Annotated in this window: 16 protein-coding genes; 10 read left to right on the top strand and 6 right to left on the bottom strand. The window is 71.8% G+C overall.

The genetic code is table 11. From position 1 onward, the window contains the following. The first annotated feature begins 173 nt into the window (after window positions 1–173). The 4 genes from Vgi01_RS16335 (at window position 174) to Vgi01_RS16320 (ending at window position 5,009) form a co-directional block, all read left to right on the top strand. Window positions 174–1,466, top strand: coding sequence for an extracellular solute-binding protein (locus Vgi01_RS16335; RefSeq protein ID WP_204291566.1), 1,293 nt, complete (start codon window positions 174–176; stop codon window positions 1,464–1,466). 53 nt (window positions 1,467–1,519) lie between these two features. After that, window positions 1,520–2,539 (top strand): LacI family DNA-binding transcriptional regulator, encoded by a 1,020-nt coding sequence (locus tag Vgi01_RS16330; protein WP_126712248.1) that lies wholly within the window; start codon window positions 1,520–1,522, stop codon window positions 2,537–2,539. A 187-nt stretch (window positions 2,540–2,726) separates the two neighbouring features. Next, the gene (locus tag Vgi01_RS16325) at window positions 2,727–3,743 is read left to right on the top strand and encodes a LacI family DNA-binding transcriptional regulator (RefSeq protein WP_102657980.1); all 1,017 of its coding nucleotides are present in this window, start codon (window positions 2,727–2,729) and stop codon (window positions 3,741–3,743) included. Window positions 3,744–3,995: 252 nt separating this feature from the next. After that, the gene (locus Vgi01_RS16320) at window positions 3,996–5,009 is read left to right on the top strand and encodes an NAD-dependent epimerase/dehydratase family protein (RefSeq protein WP_204291565.1); all 1,014 of its coding nucleotides are present in this window, start codon (window positions 3,996–3,998) and stop codon (window positions 5,007–5,009) included. 6 nt (window positions 5,010–5,015) lie between these two features. Here Vgi01_RS16320 and Vgi01_RS16315 read toward each other — a convergent pair whose 3' ends face one another. Further along, entirely contained in the window at window positions 5,016–5,990 is a 975-nt protein-coding gene (locus Vgi01_RS16315; RefSeq protein ID WP_204291564.1) for an Acg family FMN-binding oxidoreductase, read from the bottom strand. 254 nt (window positions 5,991–6,244) lie between these two features. Here Vgi01_RS16315 and Vgi01_RS16310 point away from each other — a divergent pair, with 254 nt between their 5' ends. Then, complete coding sequence (locus Vgi01_RS16310; protein ID WP_013732401.1) at window positions 6,245–6,883, top strand: response regulator; 639 nt, start codon at window positions 6,245–6,247, stop codon at window positions 6,881–6,883. 77 nt (window positions 6,884–6,960) lie between these two features. Here the strand turns inward: Vgi01_RS16310 and Vgi01_RS16305 are convergent, their stop codons facing one another. Together Vgi01_RS16305 and Vgi01_RS16300 are read right to left on the bottom strand one after the other, a co-directional pair. Further along, complete coding sequence (locus Vgi01_RS16305; RefSeq protein ID WP_239089014.1) at window positions 6,961–8,589, bottom strand: sensor histidine kinase; 1,629 nt, start codon at window positions 8,587–8,589, stop codon at window positions 6,961–6,963. 143 nt (window positions 8,590–8,732) lie between these two features. Next, window positions 8,733–9,731, bottom strand: a complete 999-nt coding sequence (locus tag Vgi01_RS16300; protein ID WP_204291563.1) for an Acg family FMN-binding oxidoreductase — start codon at window positions 9,729–9,731, stop codon at window positions 8,733–8,735. Between the two features lie 241 nt (window positions 9,732–9,972). Here Vgi01_RS16300 and Vgi01_RS16295 point away from each other — a divergent pair, with 241 nt between their 5' ends. Beyond that, complete coding sequence (locus Vgi01_RS16295) at window positions 9,973–11,904, top strand: heavy metal translocating P-type ATPase (protein WP_204291562.1); 1,932 nt, start codon at window positions 9,973–9,975, stop codon at window positions 11,902–11,904. Window positions 11,905–11,934: 30 nt separating this feature from the next. Here Vgi01_RS16295 and Vgi01_RS16290 read toward each other — a convergent pair whose 3' ends face one another. From Vgi01_RS16290 to Vgi01_RS16280, 3 genes are all read right to left on the bottom strand, one after another. Continuing rightward, window positions 11,935–12,810 carry a universal stress protein gene (locus tag Vgi01_RS16290; RefSeq protein ID WP_102660811.1) on the bottom strand — a complete coding sequence of 292 codons (876 nt, stop codon included), beginning with the start codon at window positions 12,808–12,810 and terminating at the stop codon, window positions 11,935–11,937. 12 nt (window positions 12,811–12,822) lie between these two features. Then, window positions 12,823–15,216 carry a phosphoketolase family protein gene (locus tag Vgi01_RS16285; protein WP_204291561.1) on the bottom strand — a complete coding sequence of 798 codons (2,394 nt, stop codon included), beginning with the start codon at window positions 15,214–15,216 and terminating at the stop codon, window positions 12,823–12,825. Window positions 15,217–15,333: 117 nt separating this feature from the next. Continuing rightward, the gene (locus Vgi01_RS16280) at window positions 15,334–16,158 is read right to left on the bottom strand and encodes a universal stress protein (protein ID WP_204291560.1); all 825 of its coding nucleotides are present in this window, start codon (window positions 16,156–16,158) and stop codon (window positions 15,334–15,336) included. Window positions 16,159–16,290: 132 nt separating this feature from the next. On the opposite strand from Vgi01_RS16280, the gene Vgi01_RS16275 reads away from it, so the two are divergent. The 4 genes from Vgi01_RS16275 (at window position 16,291) to Vgi01_RS16260 (ending at window position 19,251) form a co-directional block, all read left to right on the top strand. Beyond that, a complete protein-coding gene (locus tag Vgi01_RS16275; RefSeq protein ID WP_013732409.1) occupies window positions 16,291–16,527 on the top strand; it encodes an HTH domain-containing protein in 237 nt (78 codons plus the stop codon). Next, window positions 16,527–17,105, top strand: a complete 579-nt coding sequence (locus tag Vgi01_RS31160; RefSeq protein ID WP_204291559.1) for a Clp protease N-terminal domain-containing protein — start codon at window positions 16,527–16,529, stop codon at window positions 17,103–17,105. Before Vgi01_RS16275 ends, Vgi01_RS31160 begins: the two co-directional genes overlap by 1 nt. Before the next feature lie 73 nt (window positions 17,106–17,178). Continuing rightward, the gene (locus Vgi01_RS16265) at window positions 17,179–18,195 is read left to right on the top strand and encodes a diacylglycerol/lipid kinase family protein (RefSeq protein ID WP_204291558.1); all 1,017 of its coding nucleotides are present in this window, start codon (window positions 17,179–17,181) and stop codon (window positions 18,193–18,195) included. Between the two features lie 39 nt (window positions 18,196–18,234). Continuing rightward, window positions 18,235–19,251, top strand: coding sequence for a YihY/virulence factor BrkB family protein (locus Vgi01_RS16260; RefSeq protein ID WP_102660816.1), 1,017 nt, complete (start codon window positions 18,235–18,237; stop codon window positions 19,249–19,251). The last annotated feature ends 42 nt before the right edge of the window (window positions 19,252–19,293 follow it).

Below are 19,293 nucleotides of genomic sequence, written 5' to 3'. Positions count from 1 at the left end.
CGGCTGGCGTCTCCTTGCGACACCCCTCTTGACCGCGTGTGTCAACGCGTCGTAACGTGCCGGCCATCACCTCGAAAATACCGGCATCAGGCTGAAAACTTTCGGGCTGCCGACTGGCCTCTCGCCGTTTGTGGTGTTGCGCGCGCACGTCACATGGGTTGAAGGGATGAGGCATGACAACGCACGTTTCCCGCAGATCGCTGCTCGGCCTGGCTGGTGCGGGTGTCGGCGCGGTTCTGCTCGGCGGCTGTGCGGACGACGAGCCCAGCGGCCCGACCAGTCCACAACGGATCAACTGGTGGCACATCCAGAACACCGATCCCATGCTGCCGGTGTGGGCCGAGATGGCGCGGCTGTACACCACCCGGCACGACAAGATCACCATCGAGGTCAATCCGCTGGAGAACGAGGTCTTCAAGGCGGAGCTGGCCAAGGTCACCAAGGCGGGCTCGCCGCCGGACCTGTTCCAGTCCTGGGGCGGTGGTCTGCTGCGCGAACAGGCCGAGGCGGGGCTGGTCAAGGACATCACCTCGGAGGTGTCGCCCTGGATCGGTCAACTGCTGCCGGCCGCGTTGCAGCCGTACACCATCGAGGGCCGGATCTACGGCATCCCGTTCGACATCGGCATGATCGGTTTCTGGTACAACCGTGACCTCTTCGCCGAGGCCGGGATCACCTCGCCGCCGACCACCTGGGCCCAGTTGCTGACCACGGTGCAGAAGCTCAAGTCCGCGGGCATCGTGCCCATCGCGTTGGCCGGCAAGGACAAGTGGCCCGGGCACTACTACTGGGCGTACCTGGCGATGCGGATCGGTGGCCTGGGTGCGTTGCGACAGGCGGCCGAGGATGGCAACTTCAACACTCCGGACTTCGTGGCGGCCGGCGAACACGTCCGCCAGCTGATCGACCTGCAACCGTTCCAGCCTGGCTTCCGGCGCGCCGAGTACGGGTCGTCGAACGGGCAGGCCGCGGCGATGGGCAACGGCGAGGCGGCCATGGAGTTGATGGGCCAGTGGGCCCCCTCCATCCAGGCGTCGTCGTCGACCAGCAAGCTCGGCATCGGCGGGCAGCTCGGCTTCTTCACCTTCCCGACGGTGGAGGGTGGCAAGGGTGAGGCCACCGACGCCTTCGGCGGTGGCAACGGCTTCGCGGTCGGTCGCAACGCACCACCGGCCACTGTGGATTTCCTGCGGTCGCTGCTGCGGTCGGAGAATCAGCGTTGGGCGGCGGAGACCGGCGCGGTGCTGCCCACCAACCTGGCGGCCGTCGGCCGGATCAAGGATCCGAACAACCAGGTGGTCGCGGCGCATCTGGCCGTCGCCAGCGGGTTCCAGCTCTATCTCGACCAGGCTTTCCCGCCGGCGGTCGGTGAGCAGATCAACAAGAGCGTCGCCGATCTGATCGTCGGTTCCAAGAAGCCGGAGCAGATCGTCAAGGACATCACCCGAGTGGCGCAGAAGCAGTAGTGGTGTCCGTCGGCCGACGGCCGGCAAGGAACATGAGCAAGGGGGAGGGCCGCGTGGGTGCCAACGACAACCGCACGGTGACCATCGCGGCGATCGCCCGCCTGGCCGGGGTGTCGGTGCCGACGGTGTCGCGGGTGATCAATGGTCGTTCGGATGTGGCTCCGCAGACGCGTCAGCGGGTGGAGGAGTTGCTGTCGCGGCATGGTTACCGGCGTCGGCCGCCGAGCATGCGGGCGAGTTCGGGGCTGGTGGATCTGGTTTTCAACGACCTGGACAGTCCGTGGGCGGTGGAGATCATCCGCGGGGTCGAGGACGTCGCGCACGCCGCCGGGGTGGGCACGGTGGTCTCCGCCATCCACCGCCGTACGTCGTCGGCCAAGCAGTGGCTCGACAACATCCGGACCCGGTCCACCGAGGGGGTCATCTTCGTGACCTCGACCCTTGAGCCACCGCAGCAGGCCGAGTTGCGCCGGCTCAACATTCCCGTGGTGATCGTCGACCCGGCCGGTGTCCCCTCCCAGGACGCGCCGACCATCGGTGCCACCAACTGGGCGGGCAGCCTGCGTGCCACCGAGTACCTGATCGGTCTGGGGCATCGGCGGATCGGGTTCATCGCCGGACTGCCGCAGTTGATGTGCAGTCGGGCCCGGATGGACGGCTACCGGGCCGCCCTGGAAGCCGCCGGACTGCCGATCGACGACCGGCTGATCCAGCCCGGCAACTTCTACCACGAGGCCGGGTTCGCGGGCGGGGCACGGTTGCTGGCGTTGGCGGACCCGCCGACGGCGATCTTCGCGTCGAGTGACCAGATGGCGTTGGGCGTCTACGAGGCGGTACGGCAGCGCGGGCTGCGGATGCCCGGCGACATCAGCGTGGTCGGCTTCGACGACCTGCCCGAGGTGCGCTGGTGCTCGCCGCCGCTGACGACGGTGCGTCAACCGTTGGCCCAGATGGGGATGCTGGCCGCGCGTACGGTGCTGCGGCTGGCCAAGGGGGAGAAGGTGGAGAGCCCTCGGGTGGAACTGGCCACCGAACTCGTCATCAGGGACAGCGCGGCACCGCCAAAGGTCTGACCTGGCCGGAGAGGCACGGCAGCAGCCCGACTGCTGCCGTGCGATGACCGTTGGCCCGATGTGAATTGCACCAATTACCGGTAGGCGGCTGGAATTTCTCGGCACTAGGGTAGGGGAGGCAGCCGGCAGCCCGTCCCGGCCGCTCCTCGTCGCCGCGCGGGCTGTCGCCGTACCGGTTGGGAGTGCAGTGGCTGCCAGAGAGACCCGCAAGGTCACCATCTCCGTGATCGCCGATCTGGCCGGGGTGTCGGTGCCGACGGTGTCGCGGGTGATCAATGGTCGTTCGGATGTGGCTCCGCAGACGCGTCAGCGGGTGGAGGAGTTGCTGTCGCGGCATGGTTACCGGCGTCGGCCGCCGAGCATGCGGGCGAGTTCGGGGCTGGTGGATCTGGTTTTCAACGACCTGGACAGTCCGTGGGCGGTGGAGATCATCCGCGGGGTCGAGGACGTCGCGCACAGCGCCGGGGTGGGCACGGTGGTCTCCGCCATCCACCGCCAGAACACCTCCGCGGAACAGTGGCTCGACGGCATGCGGCGGCGCGGCACCGAGGGCGTCATCTTCGTGACCTCGATGGTCGAGGCGCCGCTGCAGGCCGAGTTGCGTCGGCTCGACGTGCCCGTGGTGATCGTCGATGCGGACGGACTGCCGGCCCAGGAAGCGCCGACGATCGGTGCCGCCAACTGGGCCGGTGGCCTGCGTGCCACCGAGTACCTGATCGGTCTGGGGCATCGGCGGATCGGGTTCATCGCCGGGCCGCCGCAGTTGATGTGCAGTCGGGCCCGGATGGACGGCTACCGGGCCGCCCTGGAATCCGCCGGGATCGCCTTCGACGAGGCACTCGTCTGCCCCGGCGACTTCTACCACGAGGCCGGCTTCGTCGGTGGCGGGCGGCTGCTGGGGCTGGCGAAGCCGCCGACAGCGATCTTCGCGTCGAGCGACCAGATGGCGTTGGGCGTCTACGAGGCGGTACGGCAGCGCGGGCTGCGCATCCCGGACGACATCAGCGTGGTCGGCTTCGACGACCTGCCGGAGGTGCGCTGGTGCTCGCCGCCGCTGACCACCGTGCGTCAACCGCTGAGCGAGATGGGGATGCTGGCCGCGCGTACGGTGCTGCGGCTGGCCAAGGGGGAGAAGGTGGAGAGCCCTCGGGTGGAGCTGGCCACCGAGCTCGTGATCCGGGACAGCGCCGCCCCCGCCGCATAGGAATTTACCGATAGTTTTCCGGAAGTTGTTGACCGGCGTATCGGCCGCGGCCGACGATGGAGTCGGTCACCCGTTCTCGTAACGACGTGATCAGGTGGTCGCCCGCCGTGCCCGCGGCACCGCCGAACCTGGCCCGCGTCGACCGGACAACTGATCGTCCGGGCGGCGCGGGCACCCTCGTTCTGCCGTCGGCAGATCCGCTCACGGCGAACCGGACTCGCGTCCGTCCGCAAGCGACGGCAGGGTGGCGGTATGCGACTGCTGATGCTGGGTGGAACGGGTTTCGTCGGCGGGGCGACGGTCCAGGAAGCGTTGTCCCGTGGCTGGTCGGTGACGGTGTTCAACCGGGGGCGGCACGGGGCTGCTCCGGCCGGCGTACGACGGCTGGTCGGTGACCGCCTCGCTCCCGACGGGCTGGCCGCCCTCACCGACGGCGAGTGGGACCTGGTCGTCGACACCTGGGACGGCGCACCCCGGGCGGCGCGGACGGTGGCGCGGCTGCTCGACGGTCGGATCGGCCACTACGTCTACGTCTCCAGCGGCTCCGTCTACGCCCCGCCGGTGCCGGTCGGGGTGACCGAACAGAGCCCGGTGGTGGACGCCGACCCGGATGCCACCGAGGGCGACTACCCGCAGTTGAAGGCCGGCGCCGAACGGGCCCTGCGCGAGGTGTTCGGCGAGCGTGTGCTGCTGGCCCGGGCCGGGCTGATCCTCGGGCCCGGCGAGCACATCGGTCGGCTGCCGTGGTGGCTCGGTCGCCTCGCGCGTGGCGGTGACGTGCTGGCACCGGGACCGGTGGACCTGCCGGTGCAGTACATCGACGTCCGGGACCTGGCCGCCTTCCTGCTGGAGGCCGGCACCGCGGGCCGTGGCGGACCGGTCAACGTGGTCGGTCGACCGGGGGCGGCCACCTTCGGCGAACTGCTCGACGCCTGTCGTGCCGTCACGGGCGCCGACGCCCGGCTGCGCTGGGTCGAGCCGGAGCGCATCCTCGCCGCCGGTGTGGTGCCGTGGAACGACCTGCCGATCTGGATCCCGCCGGGCCACGACTGGCGATGGATCCAGGAGAAGGACGTCACCCGCGCGTACGCCGACGGACTGCGCTGCCGGCCCCTGGCCGACACGGTGGCCGACACCTGGTCGTGGTTGCGTCGGGTCGGTGAAGTGCCGTCCCGGGCCGGTCGTCCGGCCCGGCCGCCGGTCGGTCTGGACCCGCAGCGGGAGGCCGCTCTGCTCGCCTCGCTCGCTGCGGACCGGAGCATGTAGCCGGCGCTACATCTGGTGCACCGGCAGGTCCAGCACCTCGTCGACGTCCCGACGCGGGGTGGGCCAGCCGGGTTGGCCGTACCCGATGCGCATCACCATCTGGGGGGTGCCGAAGCGTCCCAGCGACACGCGCAACTGCTCCCGCGCCGAAGGCACCTCCACCGGTTGGGACAGCATCGACACCGACAATCCGCAGTCGGTGGCGGTGAGCAGCACCCGCTGCAACGCCTGACCGGCGACGACCTGGTCGACGGCGGTGTTGCCGGTCGAGCCGAGCACCGCGACAAGCGGTTCGGGTTCGAAGTCGCGGCCGGGCGGGCGGTACCGGTCGCCGAAGCCCCGCGCCGGCAGCAGGTCCTGCGGCTCGGCGCGAGGGCCGCCGGCAGCGGCGGGTACGCCGTCGAGGGCGTACTCACGGCGGATCCAGGCCTGCCGTTCCGCCCGGTAGGCCGGGTCGCGTTCGAGGACACGGTTCGCGCCGTGGGCGATCTCGGCGAACGCGTTGACCGCACTGACCCCGATCACCAGCTCCAGCCAGCAGTGCTCGGCGCGCGCCGCGTCGCCGAGGCGCCAGCGGGCGTCGGCGGGTACGGGATCCGGCCAGAAGGGGGCCCGGTTGCTGAACCGGCGGGGAATGGCCGCGTACAGGTTCTGTTCGGTCGGGGTGGGTCGGCGTGGCACGTCCGGCACCAGCCGGGCGACCACGTCCGGTTCCGCCGGGTACGGTCGCAGCCGGACCGTCGCCGGGTTGCCGGCCACCGCGAGGGCCAGCCGCAGGTTGAACAGTGCCGCGCCGGCGGCGACCCGGGCACCCCATCCGCTGGGGTCGGTGGCGGGCAGCCGGCGGGCCGGGTCGACGAGGATCTCGATGCCGCCGTCGCGCAGCCGGAACCGCCACGGCTGGACGTTGTGCAGGGACGGCGCGCGTACCGCATCGGTGGCCGCAACCCGCAACTGTTCGACGCTGTAGCCGATGTCCATGGTCGGACCCCCTCACACTCTCCCGTTACCCCTTCCACGGTGCCCTCCCACCACCCCCTGACAGCAGGGCCACTGGTCCCAACCCCTCAGGACCCCCCGCCCACCCTCCCCACCCCCTCCGCCCGTGTTGATCAAGAGCTATTGGTCTGGATCCGGCGCGATGGCGACGCAAACTTCTTGATCAACACGGGTGGAGGAGGGGTTGGGACCTTTGGCCCGTGCGGGGGGTGGGGTGGAGGGGGTAGAAACGGGGGATGATCCGGGTGTTCTTGCTCGACGACCATGAGGTCGTCCGTCGTGGTCTCGCCGATCTGCTGCACGCCAGCGGAGACATAGAGGTGGTCGGAGAGTCCGGTTCCGCGCAGGAGGCGGCCCGGCGGATCCCCGCGCTGCGTCCGGACGTGGCGATCCTCGACGCTCGGCTGCCCGACGGCAACGGCATCGACGTCTGCCGGGACATCCGGGCAGTGGACTCCTCGATCAAGGGGTTGATCCTGACGTCGTACGAGGACGACGAGGCGCTGTTCGCCGCGATCATGGCCGGTGCCTCCGGCTACGTGCTCAAGCAGATCCGTGGCACCGACCTGGTCGACGCGGTGCGCCGGGTGGCGGCCGGTCAATCGCTGCTCGACCCGGCGATCACCACCCGGGTGCTGGATCGCATCCGCAGCGGCGTGGAGCAGCCGCGCGAGTTGCAGTCCCTCACCGAGCAGGAACGGCGCATCCTGGAGTACGTGGCCGAAGGGCTGACCAACCGGGAGATCGCCGGCAAGATGTTCCTGGCCGAGAAGACCGTCAAGAACTACGTGTCAAGCGTGCTGGCCAAGCTGGGGCTGGAGCGGCGCACCCAGGCCGCCGTCCTCGCCACCCGGCTGCTCGGCAAGGGCCACTGACCAGCCGCGGCCAGGCCCACCGGGGTCTGGCCGCGCCACGCCGAAACCACCGGCCCGCAGGGGATCAGCGTCGCCGGTCAGTCCCGGAGCGGGATCGACCAGTGCAGTCGGGTGCCGCGCGGCTCGGTCGGGTGCACCTCGAAGGCTCCGCCGTGGCGTTCGGCGCGTTCGCGCAGGTTGATCAGCCCGCCCCGGGCGGCGGCCGGGTCGCACCCCACCCCGTTGTCGGTGACGATGACGCTGACCCGGGTGGCTTCGACGCTCACGGTCACCGACACCGCCGACGCCTCGGCGTGGCGTACGGCGTTGGAGAGGGCCTCGCGCAGCACGGCGGTGAGGTCGGGGCGGACCGGGTCGGGCACGGCGCTGTCGATCGGCCCGATCAGCTCCAGTCGGGGCCGGAAACCCAACGACTCGGCGGCCACCTCGACAGCCTCCCGGATCTCGGTGCGCAGCGCCGCGCTCACCGGGCTGCGCAGCTCGAAGATAGTGCGCCGGATGTCCTTGATGGTGGCGTCCAGGTCGTCGACCGCGGCGTTGATCCGCTTCGCCAACTCCGGACGACCGGCGAGCGGCACCGCGCTCTGCAGTTGCAGACCGGTGGCGAACAACCGCTGGATGACCACGTCGTGCAGGTCACGGGCGATGCGTTCGCGGTCCTCCAGGACCACCAACTGCTCCCGTTCCTCCTGCCCCCGGGCCCGCTCCATGGCCAGCGCGGCCTGCCCGGCGAAGCTGCCCAGCAGCACCACGTCGTCGTCGGTGGCGCCGTCGTGGTCGACGCTGTGCGCGATCACCAGGACACCGTGCAGCGTGTCGGCGGTGGCCAGCGGTGAGATAACCGCCGGCCCGGTGTGCAGCACCGCCGGCCAGGGCGCGGCGTGCGCGAGGTCGTCCACCGAAGCGTGCCGGCCCTCGGCGACCGGACCGGCGAAACTCGTGTCGTCGGCCGGCAGCACCGTGCCGACCAGCGCGCGGGCCTGCGTGCCGGAACCGTCGACGACCTCGACGGTGAAATGGTCGGCCATGTCGTCGTAGAGCAGCACCAGGGCCAACTCGGCTTCGGCGACCTCGCGGGCGCGGCGCGCCACCAGGGTCAGCGCGTCGGTGCGGCGTACCTCACCGAGCAGCAGCGAGGTGATCTCGGCGGTGGCGGCGAGCCAGCGTTCCCGCCGACTGGCCAGCGCGTACAGCCGGGCGTTCTCGATCGCCACGCCGGCCGCCGCGGCGAGCGCCACGACGATCTCCTCGTCGTCGTCGGTGAACTGCGCGCCGCCCTGCTTCTCCGCCAGGTAGAGGTTGCCGAAGACCTGGTCCCGGATCCGGATCGGCACCCCGAGGAAGGTGTGCATCGGCGGGTGGTTCGGTGGGAAGCCGTACGAGTGGGGGTGCTGGGTGATGTCCGGCATCCGCAGCGGCTTCGGGTCGTCGATCAGCAGGCCGAGCACGCCCCGCCCGTGCGGCAGGTCACCGATCTTGGCGTGCAACTCGGGGGAGATGCCGTGCGTGATGAAGTCGTGCAGGGTCCGGTCGGTGCCGATCACACCGAGCGCGCCGTACCGGGCGCCGGCCAGTTCGCAGGCCGACTGCACGATCCGTCGCAGGGTGCTGTGCAGATCCAGGTCGGTGCCGATGCCGACGACCGCGTCGAGCAGCGCGCGCAGCCGTTCCCGGCTGGTCACCACCTCGCCGACCCGGTCCAGCATCTCCTGGAGCAGCTCGTCGAGGTGGACGCGGGACAACGGACTGAGCCCGAGCGAGGGGGGCTCGTGGCGGGGGTTCGGTGCGCCGTCGGTCACCCGGCGATGCTATCCGGCGTACCGGCGGGACAGAACGCCTGCGCGATCGGTCAGTCGTCCACGGCCGTGGTATCCACCACCTGTTCGCGCGGCAGCCGTGGGGTGTGCGGCGGACCGGCGTGTTCCGGGTCGGCGATCCCCAGGCGCAGGACGAGGTACGGGTGACCGAACCCGGCCAGCACCTGGCGCAGGATCTGGCGGGTGCCACCGACCTCCACCACCCCGCTCAACGGGACCACCGACACACCCAGCCGGGTGGCGAACAGCCAGGCGGCGGAGAGCGCCTCCCCGGCGCGCAGCCAGGCGCGCGGGTCGTCCTCGTCGCCGTAGAGCACCCCGTACGAGGCCGCCCGGTCGTGTCCCGGACCACCGGACAGGGTGCCGGGACGGCCGAAGTCGCGGCCCGGCACGGTGGTCTGCGCGGGCTGCTGGAGCAGCACCTCCGGCGGGAGCCCGCTGCCACCGGCGCGGCTGGTCCAGTAGTCGAGCTCGGCCCGCAGTTGGGAATCCTCCGCCTCGACCTCGGCGGCGTGCGAGGCCGCGGCGGCCAGTTGCAGTACCTGGTCGCGGTCGAGGATCTCCAGGTGGGCGCCTTCCCCGGCGGCGGCCGACGCGATCGCGGCCAGGTTCTCCTCGCTCACCGGTTCCTCGCTGACCGGCCGTCGGTCGGTGTGCCGCACCTGCATGCACTGCACCATGCGCATCGCGTCCGGGTCCACGCCGGAGGCCTGCGGATCGGTCAACCGGGCGAGCAGTTCCGGCTCGCCCGGATCGGGCATCCGGTGCACCGTCGCCGTCCAGCCTTCGGCGGCCAGCGCCAGGCGCGCGTGGTGCAGGGCGGCACCGCAGCTGAGCATGACCAACTGGCCGGTCGGGTCGGTGGCCGTGGGCTGGCGGTCGGAGACCAGCCGCAGCTCCAACGCCTCGGGAAGCACCCGCCAACGCCAGGGCTGGGTGTTGTGCACCGACGGCGCGTGACCGGCCATCGCGGCGGCCTCCGCGAGGGCGGTGGTCAACGGGCGGCGGGTAGCGGGCGTCTGGTGGCTCATCGTCACGACCTTTCCGTATGTCCCCATCGTGCCGCACCTCGGTACGGCTGTGGGGCGGGTCCCGTTCATCCTGGGCCACACGTCGGTCGTTCGCACGGACCGCTGGGCCCGCCGGCGGGGGCACTCCGGCCCGGATTCCGCCCGCAAGGGGGATTCGGCATCCGCTGTCGGCCGCGACATCGGAAGGCTCGTTGGTCGGAAGTGGCCGACGTCGGGGCTCGCGGGTTGGGACGATCCGCTGGTGGGGGCGCAGTCGGGGGCCAGCGGGCCGGGGCACGGCGGCAACGAGTGCCTGCCGGAGCATCCGGCGCAGCACGGCCGGTCCGGCGGTCCGCTGCGCCGGCGGTGGGGGTTGTGGGCGCCGCTGACCGGGCTGACCGTGCTGGTGCTGGTCGGCGCGGGGCTGCGGTGGGCCGGGCGGCCCGGCGTCGCCGATCTGGTGTGGGCGGCAGTCACCCTGGTCGCGCTGGTGCCCGCCGCCGTCTCCGTGTTGCGTGATCTGTGGCGGCGCCGGTTCGGCGTGGACGTGATCGCGGTCCTGGCGCTGGTCGGGGCGCTCGTCGTCGGGGAGTACCTGGCCGGTGCGGTGATCGCGGTGATGCTGGCCACCGGCCGGACCCTGGAGGCGTACGCGCAGCGGCGGGCGACCCGGGACCTGCGGGCCCTGCTGGAGCGGGCACCGCGAACGGCACGACGGCGCACCGCCGACGGCGGCATCGAGGTGGTGCCCGTCGACCAGGTGGCGGCGGGCGACCGGCTGCTGGTCGGCCCCGGTGACGTGGTCGCCGTCGACGGGGTCACCGAGGACCCGGCGACGCTCGACGAGTCGGTGGTCACCGGGGAGTCCCAACTCGTCGACAAGGGCGTCGGTGCGGCAGTGGCCAGCGGCGTGGTCAACGCCGGCGCCGGGTTCGGGCTGCGGGCCACCGAGAGCGCCGCCCGCAGCACGTACGCGGGAATCGTGCGGCTGGCCGAGGAGGCGACCGCCCGCAAGGCGCCGACGGTACGGCTGGCCGACCGGTACGCCGCGGCCTTCGTACCGTTCACCCTGGTGCTGGCCGGGCTGGGCTGGCTGCTGTCCGGCGACATCATCCGCGCGGTGGCGGTGCTCGTGGTGGCGACCCCGTGTCCGCTGCTGCTGGCCACCCCGATCGCGATCGTCTCCGGGCTGTCGCGGGTGGCCCGCCGGGGCGTGCTGGTACGCGACGGCGGCTCGCTGGAGGTGCTGGGCCGGGTCCGTACCCTGCTGGTGGACAAGACCGGCACGCTCACCGTCGGCCGCCCCCGGGTGGCCGAGACCGTCGTCGCGGCCGGCGGCGACCCCGACGAGGTGTTGCGGCTGGCCGCGTCGGTGGAACAGCTGTCTCCGCACGTGCTGGCGGCGGCGCTTGTCGAGCACGCCCGCGACCGGGGATTGCGGCTGACCATGCCGACCGAGGTGACCGAGGAGCCGGGCCGGGGGGTGCACGGCCGGGTCGACGGGCGGCGGATCCGGGTCGGGCAGCTCGACGGCGACCCGCCATCCTGGGCCCTACCCCGGATCGAGGAACCGGGACACTCCGTGGTCTGGGTGGCCGACGACACCGGGCCGATCGGCGCGATCCTGCTGGAGGATCCGGTACGCCCCGACGCCCGCCGAGCCGTCGACCGGCTGCGCGCGGCCGGCCTGAGCCGGATCGTGATGGTCACCGGCGACCGGCCGGACGCCGCCCGGCGGGTCGCCGAGGCGGTGGGTGTCGACGACGTGCTGGCCCGGTGCACACCGCAGGAGAAGGTGGCGCGGGTACGGGCCGAGGCCGACCGGGCGGTCACGGTGATGGTCGGCGACGGGGTGAACGACGCCCCGGCGCTGGCCGAGGCGCACGTGGGGGTGGCGATGGGGGCCACCGGGGCGACCGCCTCCGCCGATGTGGCCGACGCGGTGCTCACCGTCGACCGGCTCGATCCGCTCGCCGACGCGGTCGAGATCGCCCGGTACGCCCGCCGGATCGCCGTGCAGAGCGCCACCGTCGGCATGGGGCTGGCGGTGTGCGCGATGGGGTTCGCGGCGGCCGGCCTGCTGCCACCGGTGGCCGGTGCCTTCCTCCAGGAGGGCATCGACGTGCTGGTGATCCTCAACGCGCTACGCGCCCTGTACGGCGGTCTGCACGCCACCGGTTCCCCGCCGGCCTGAACGACCGAGGGGGAACCGGTGGCGTGAGGCTCAGCGTTCCCGGACCACCGCCACCGGGCAGTGCGCGTGCTGGATGAGTTGCTGGCTGACCGAGCCGAGCAGCATGCCGCGCAGCCCGCCGCGGCCTCGGGTGCCGACGACCATCAGTTGAGCGTTGCGGCTGGCGTCGATCAGCAGCCCGGCGGGGGCGGCGGCGGCCGTCTCGACGCTCACCTCGACGTCGGGGAAGGTCGCCTGCCAGCGGCGCAGCGGTTCGTCCAGTTCGGCGCGCTGGGCGGCGAGCGCCGCCTCGCGGGCCTGCTCGCCGGTCAGGTTCCACTGCTCCCGGCCGGGCTGCCAGGCTCGCAGCACGTGCAGCGGTACCCGACGCAACGCCGCCTGCTCGATGGCGAAGCCGAGCGCCAGCAGGGACTGCTCCGAGCCGTCCACGCCGACCGCGACGTGTCCGGCGCGGGTGACGTCGGCCGTCTCGCGGCGCACGACCACCACCGGGCAGTGCGCGTGTGCGGTGACGCTGACGGCGGTGGAGCCGGCGAGCAGGCCGGTGAAGCCGCCGTGCCCACGGCTGCCCAGCACCACCAGGCCGGCCGCGGTGGAGCACTCCTCCAGCACCAGGGCGGGTGGCCCGTCGAGCACCTCACCGCTGACCGTCAGGTCGGGGTGCGCGGCGGCGGCGTCGGAGGCCGCCTTGCGCACCAACTCCTCGACCTGCTGCCGGGCCTGCTCGTCCGGCCACATCCCGGGCGTCATGCCGGGCCCGACCCAGCCGGCCACGGTGAGCCATTCGAAGATGTACGCCAGCCGTACCGGCCGACCGTCCCGTCCAGCCTGCGCCAGGGCCCATTCCAGGGCAGCTGCCGCGTCCGGCGAGCCGTCGTAACCCACCAGAATCTGCTCGTCGCTCACGATGTCACCTCGCTACGGGTTGGTCTGGTCGGTTTCGCGGACCCAGCGCCACTCGGCGACCCGGGGATCGTCCTCGCCGTACTGCCGGGTGTAGTCGCGGCAGGACTGCCGGGCGTCGGTCATCTCCTGGCGCAGGTGTGCGGCGCGGGCCGCCAACCCGGGCACCCGGTCGATCACGTCGATCACCAGGTGGAAGCGGTCCAGGTCGTTGAGCATCACCATGTCGAACGGAGTGGTGGTGGTGCCCTCCTCCTTGTACCCGCGCACGTGCAGGTTGTCGTGGTTGGTACGCCGGTAGGTGAGCCGGTGGATCAGCCACGGGTAGCCGTGGTACGCGAAGATGATCGGCTTGTCCCGGGTGAACAGCGTGTCGAACTCGTTGTCCGGCAGCCCGTGCGGGTGCTCGCTCGGCGGTTGCAGCCGCATCAGGTCCACCACGTTGATCACTCGCACCTTGAGCTCGGGCAGGTGCTGGCGCAGCAGGTCGGCCGCGGCCAGCGTCTCCAGCGTCGGTACGTCGCCGGCACAGGCGAGCACCACGTCCGGCTCGCTGTCGCCGTCGGTGCTGGCCCAGTCCCAGATCCCCAGGCCGCGCCGGCAGTGCTGGACGGCCTCGGTCATGGTCAGCCAGTTCGGTGCGGACTGCTTGCCGGCCACCACCACGTTGATGTAGTGCCGGCTGCGCAGGCAGTGATCCATGGTGGACAGCAGGGTGTTGGCGTCCGGCGGCAGGTAGACCCGGACCACTTCGGCCTTCTTGTTCATCACGTGGTCGATGAAGCCCGGGTCCTGGTGCGAGAAGCCGTTGTGGTCCTGCCGCCAGACATGGCTGGAGAGCAGGTAGTTCAGCGACGCGACAGGCAGCCGCCACGGGATGTCCCGGGTCACCTTCAACCACTTGGCGTGCTGGTTGACCATCGAGTCGACGATGTGGATGAACGCCTCGTAGCTGGTGAAGATGCCGTGCCGGCCGGTGAGCAGGTAACCCTCCAGCCAGCCCTGGCACAGGTGCTCGGAGAGGACCTCCATCACCCGGCCGTCGGGGGAGAGGTGGTCGTCGCCGGGGACGATGCCGGCCATCCAGGCGCGGTCGGTGACCTCGAAGGCCGCCTGGAGCCGGTTGGAGGCCACCTCGTCCGGGCCGAACAGCCGGAACGTCTGCGGGTTGGCGACGATCACGTCGCGGATCCACTTGCCCAGCTCACCGGTGGCTCCGGCGACCGTCGCACCAGGTCGGGGCACCTCGACCGCGTAGTCGCGGAAGTCCGGCAGGGTCAGGTCGCGCAGCACCTGCCCGCCGTTGGTGACCGGGTTGGCGCTCATCCGCCGGTCACCGGTGGGCGGCAGCGCGGCCAGCTCGGCGACCGGTGCGCCGGTGGCGTCGAACAGCTCCTCCGGCCGGTAGCTGCGCAGCCAGCGCTCCAGTTCGGCCCGGTGCGCCGGGTTCGTGCGTACCTGCGACAGCGGAACCTGGTGGGCCCGGTACGTCCCCTCGACCTGCTTGCCGTCGACCTCGCTCGGCCCGGTCCAGCCCTTCGGCGTACGCAGCACGATCATCGGCCAGCGCGGACGGGTGACGGTTCCCCCGGAGCGGGCCTGCCGCTGGATCTCCGCGATTTCGTCGAGCGCCCGGTCGAACGTGGCGGCCAGCAACTCGTGCACGGCGGCAGGCTCGTCACCGGCCACCACGTACGGCTGGTAGCCGTAGCCGCGCATCATGTCGAGCAGATCGGACTCGGGGATCCGGTCCAGCACGGTCGGGTTGGCGATCTTGTACCCGTTGAGGTGCAGGATGGGCAGCACCGCGCCGTCGCGGGCCGGGTTCAGGAACACGTTGGACAGCCAGCTGCCCGACAGCGGGCCGGTCTCGGCCTCCCCGTCACCGATCACGCAGGCGACCAGCAGGTCCGGGTTGTCGAAGGCCGCGCCGTAGGCGTGGCTCAGCGCGTACCCCAGCTCGCCGCCCTCGTGGATCGAACCCGGCACCTCCGCGGCCACATGGCTGGGGATGCCGCCGGGGAAGGAGAACTGGCGGAACAGCCGGGCCATGCCGGCCTCGTCGCGGTCGATGCCGTGGTACCGCTCGCTCCAGGTGCCTTCCAGCCAGCTGTTCGCGACCAGGGCCGGACCGCCGTGGCCGGGGCCGGTGATGTAGATCGTGGACAGGTCCCGCGCCACGATCACCCGGTTCAGGTGGGCGTAGATCAGGTTCAGGCCGGGGGAGGTGCCCCAGTGGCCGAGCAGCCGGGGCTTGACGTGTTCGGCGGCCAGCGGCTCGCGCAACAGGGGATTGTCGAGCAGGTAGATCTGGCCGACGGTCAGGTAGTTCGCCGCCCGCCAGTACGCGTCCAGCCGGCGCAGCTCCTCATCGGTCAGGGTGCTCTTCGGATTCAGGGCGGTGTCCATACTGGGTGAGCCTCTCCCTGTTCGGCGGATTCCGCATCCGCAACACGTGGTTTCCTCCTTGAGTCTGGCGACATCGGCAGCCATGAATCAGGGCCATTGGTCCCGCCCGCCCGGGTGTCACGACCCGTCGGCATCCGGTCCGCCGGTCACTCCACGCACCACGATCACCGGTGACGGGGCGTGGTAGAGCACCGCCTGACTGACCGCGCCGAGCATGCCGCGCCACGGCTCGTCGCCGCGCGCGGCAACCACCGTCAGCTGCGCCGACCGGGACTGGTCGACAAGCACCGAGCCGGGATCACCGCGTACGACGTGGCATTCGACGGCCGTGTCGTCGGCGCTCACCCGGGCCACCAGGTCGCCGAGCCGCTGGGTGGCCGCCTCGATGGCGTCGTCGGTGTCGACCACCCACACGGCCATCAGCCGGGCCCGCAGTTCTCTGGCCGCGGCGAAGGCCCAGGCCAGCGCGGTCTCCGCGGAGGCCGACCCGTCGACCCCCACGAGCACCGGGCCCTGCGGCGGTGGTTCCCGTCGGACGACAAGCACCGGGCAGTCGGCCCGGGCGGCCACCTGGACCGCGGGGCTGTCCGCCGGGATGCACCTGTCGCAGTGGGCCATCCCGCCGTCGCCGACGGCCACCAGGAAGGCCGACTCGGACTTGCGTACCAGGTTCGCCACCGCCGGACCCTCGACGATCTCGGTGGTGATCGGGACCTTCGGCTGACTGAGCCGGACCGCCTCGCTGGCCTCGGCGATCAGCCGCTCGGCGTCGGCCCGCGAACCGGAGACCGCCGGCGCCGCCATCGCCGCCCAGTTGAAGGCGTGCAGCAGGTGTACGCCGCAGCCGTGCCCGGCGGCCACCCGCGCGGCCACCCGGGCCACCGGCAGGGCGTCGCTCGGACCGATGCCGGCCAGCACCGGCGCGTCGTTGGTTGAGGCCACCCCGACCTCACCCCCTGTCCCCGCCTGACCTGCGTACGAGGCTAGTCGTGGCGGTGCTGCTCAGGGGCGCGATCGGAAGACTGGGTGTCAACATTGGTTGACGACGGGGCGTTGTCAATGTAAGTTGACAGCATGAGTCAGGCTACCGAACTCGCCGCCGCGGCCGGCAGCACCGATCCCCGGGTCGGCCTGCGCGCGGTCCGCGCACTGCGTCGGCTGCTCGAACGACTGGAGGTGGTCCAGGTGGACAACGCCCGACGACAGGGCTGGTCCTGGCAGGAGATCGCCGACGCGCTCGAGGTCAGCCGGCAGGCGGTCCACAAGAAGCACGCCGGGCGTCCGGCGGTCGAATCCTCCTGGGAGGCGTGATGTTCGAACGGTTCACCGACCGGGCACGCACCCTGGTGCGCCAGGCCCGCGACGAGGCCCGGGCCGAGGGGCAACGACCCGTCGGCACCGAGCACCTGCTGCTCGCCCTGCTCGCCGACGGCGACAGCCTCGCCGTCCGGGTGCTGCGCGACGCCGGCGTCACCGCCGAGGACCTTCGCGCGCGCATCCGCCGACACACCGAGACCGGCAGCACCGGGCTGGCCGAGGCCGACGCCGTCGCGCTGCGCGAGATCGGCATCGATCTGGCCGCCATCGTGGCCCGGATCGAGGAGTCCTTCGGCCCCGACGCGCTGCGCGAGGCCGTACCGCCGCCACGACGCCGGTGGGGCCGCCGCCAGCGGCCGGGCGGCCCGTTCTCGCACCGGGCGAAGAAGGTGCTGGAGTTGTCGTTGCGCGAGGCGATCCGGCTGCGTCACCGGCACATCGGCACCGAACACATCCTGCTCGGCCTGCTGCGCGAGGGCGGCGGGCTGGGCGCGCTGGCCCTCGCCGAGGCCGGCGTCGACCTGGCCGACACCCGTCGCCGGGTGGAAGCTGCCCTGCGTACCGCCGCCTGAGTCCTCGGCGCGATCCAAACGCGTCGGCCGGGTGAACCTGCCCACGCGCCGCCAGGGTGCCGAAGCCCGCACCATGGCGCACACTGACGCCGTGGAAGCTGGACGGCAGACGCGGTCGCTGCGCAGCGCGGTGGTGGTCAACCCGGTCAAGGTGGACGACCTCGACGCGCTGCGCCACACCGTGGAGGACACCCTCGCCACGGCCGGCTGGCCGGCACCGCTGTGGTACGAGACCACCATCGACGACCCCGGCCGGGGCCAGACCGAGCAGGCCGTCGCCGCCGGCGTCGACGTCGTCTTCGCCTGCGGCGGAGACGGCACCGTACGGGCGTGTATCAGCGCGCTTGTCGGCACCGAGGTGGCGCTCGCCGTGCTGCCGCAGGGCACCGGCAACCTGCTCGCCGCCAACCTGGGACTCTCCACCGACCTGGCCGCCGGGCTGGCGGTCGCCGTGGAACGCGGTCGGCGGCTGCTCGACGTCGGTGAGGTGGACGGGCAGCACTTCGCGGTGATGGCGGGCATGGGCTTCGACGCGCAGATGCTCGCCGCCACCAGCGAGACCACCAAACGACGGATCGGCTGGCCGGCGTACGTGGTGGGAGCGGTGCGACACCTGCGGGACCGGCCGATGCGGGTGTCGATCCGGCTGGACGACCAGCCGCCGCTGACCCGTCGGGCCCGTTCGGTGCTGGTCGCCAACGTCGGTCGGCTCCAGGGTGGGGTCACCCTGCTCACCGAGGCCGCACCCGACGACGGCTACTTCGACATCGCCGTGCTCAGCCCGCGTACGCTGCGGCACTGGCTCGCCCTCGGCTGGGGGGTGCTGCGCCGCCGCGACCGGGTGCCCCGGATGGAGGAGTTCCGGGCCCGGCGGGTCGAGATCACCAGCAACCGGGCCCAACCCCGCGAACTCGACGGTGACCTGATCGAACCGGGGACCACCCTGCAGGCGCAGATCCACCGGCGCGCGTTGTGGCTGTGCGTACCCCGGCCCGAGCAGGCCCCCGACCTCACCGACGACGCTGAAGCCGCTGCCGAGCGAGGTGAACAGCTCGTCGAGAGAAGTGGTACCAGTGAGCGCGAGGAGTGAGCTTGCGAGCCCCGCAGTCGCGAACGAAAGGCGACTCCGGTGAGTAGTACCAAGTTGGTGCCGGAGACCCGGCTGATGTCCGACGAGCAGCTCTGCGCCGACCACGCCTGGCAGACGTTGCGCCGGGAGGGCGGCTGGCACCTGCTGCGGGACGCCTTCACCCGGTTCCGCTACGGCGACGGGTTCAGCCACTCCCGGGCCTTCGCGTTCCAGCTCTGCCTGGCCGTGGTGCCGTTCCTTATCGCGTTGACCGGGCTGATCGCGGAGCTGGGTGCGGCCGAGGGCGGTGAGGTGGTCGCCGACACCGTCCTGGCGTTGACGCCGGGTGCCAGTGAGCAGGTGGTCGCCGAGCTGCTCGGTGACGGCGAGGGTGCCGGTGCCGAGCGGGCCGAGGACATCGGCGAGGTGGCCCTGACCCTGGGTCTGATGACCGGGCTGGTGGCGTTGACGAGCACCATGGCGCAGATCGAACGCGGCGCCAACCGGATCTACGGCGTCGAACGGGACCGGCCGGCGCTGCGCAAGTACGTACGGGCTGCCGTGCTCGCCGTGACCGCCGGTCTGCCGGCGCTGGCCGGCTTCCTGATCCTGGTCGGCGGTGGGCCGATGGGTGACTCGGTGCAGCGGCACTACGCCTGGGGCGACGTGGCCGCCGTCGGCTGGGACGTCATCCGTTGGCCGCTGAGCCTCGGGCTGACCGTGCTCGCCGTCGCGGTGTTGTTCCGGCATGCGCCCCGACGCCATCAGCCCGGCCTGTCCTGGCTGTTCTTCGGCGCTGGTATCGCCACCGTGCTGTGGTGGCTGGCCAGCCTGCTGCTCGCCGGGTACGTCCGGTTCAGTGCGGACTTCGGGCAGACCTACGGTGCGCTCACCGGAATCATGGCGCTGCTGCTCTGGGCCAACCTCACCGGCATGGCGCTGTTCGGTGGTCTCGCGTTCGCGGCCCAGTTGGAGGCGGTACGCATCGGCGTACCGGAGCCCGCCCAGCCGGACCTGTGGCAGCCGGAGGCACAACGCGACGACCTGCTCGACACCGGCGAGATGACCGCCCTGTAGCCCGAACGAGCCGACCCGCCGACGCGGCGGGTGTACGCGACA

Source organism: Micromonospora gifhornensis, from assembly GCF_016863515.1.
Taxonomy (GTDB): domain Bacteria; phylum Actinomycetota; class Actinomycetes; order Mycobacteriales; family Micromonosporaceae; genus Micromonospora; species Micromonospora gifhornensis.
This window is presented reverse-complemented; position numbering and strand designations above follow the sequence as displayed.

Bases quoted from the DNA above. Each gene is read 5' to 3' on its own strand.
- Vgi01_RS16305 (WP_239089014.1), bottom strand. From the start codon at position 8,589: ATGCTGGACCGGGTCGGCGAGGTGGTGACCAGCCGGGAACGGCTGCGC.
- Vgi01_RS16310 (WP_013732401.1), top strand. From the start codon at position 6,245: ATGATCCGGGTGTTCTTGCTCGACGACCATGAGGTCGTCCGTCGTGGT.
- Vgi01_RS16275 (WP_013732409.1), top strand. From the start codon at position 16,291: ATGAGTCAGGCTACCGAACTCGCCGCCGCGGCCGGCAGCACCGATCCC.
- Vgi01_RS16335 (WP_204291566.1), top strand. From the start codon at position 174: ATGACAACGCACGTTTCCCGCAGATCGCTGCTCGGCCTGGCTGGTGCG.
- Vgi01_RS16320 (WP_204291565.1), top strand. From the start codon at position 3,996: ATGCGACTGCTGATGCTGGGTGGAACGGGTTTCGTCGGCGGGGCGACG.
- Vgi01_RS16265 (WP_204291558.1), top strand. From the start codon at position 17,179: ATGGCGCACACTGACGCCGTGGAAGCTGGACGGCAGACGCGGTCGCTG.
- Vgi01_RS16315 (WP_204291564.1), bottom strand. From the start codon at position 5,990: ATGGACATCGGCTACAGCGTCGAACAGTTGCGGGTTGCGGCCACCGAT.
- Vgi01_RS16300 (WP_204291563.1), bottom strand. From the start codon at position 9,731: ATGAGCCACCAGACGCCCGCTACCCGCCGCCCGTTGACCACCGCCCTC.
- Vgi01_RS16285 (WP_204291561.1), bottom strand. From the start codon at position 15,216: ATGGACACCGCCCTGAATCCGAAGAGCACCCTGACCGATGAGGAGCTG.
- Vgi01_RS31160 (WP_204291559.1), top strand. From the start codon at position 16,527: ATGTTCGAACGGTTCACCGACCGGGCACGCACCCTGGTGCGCCAGGCC.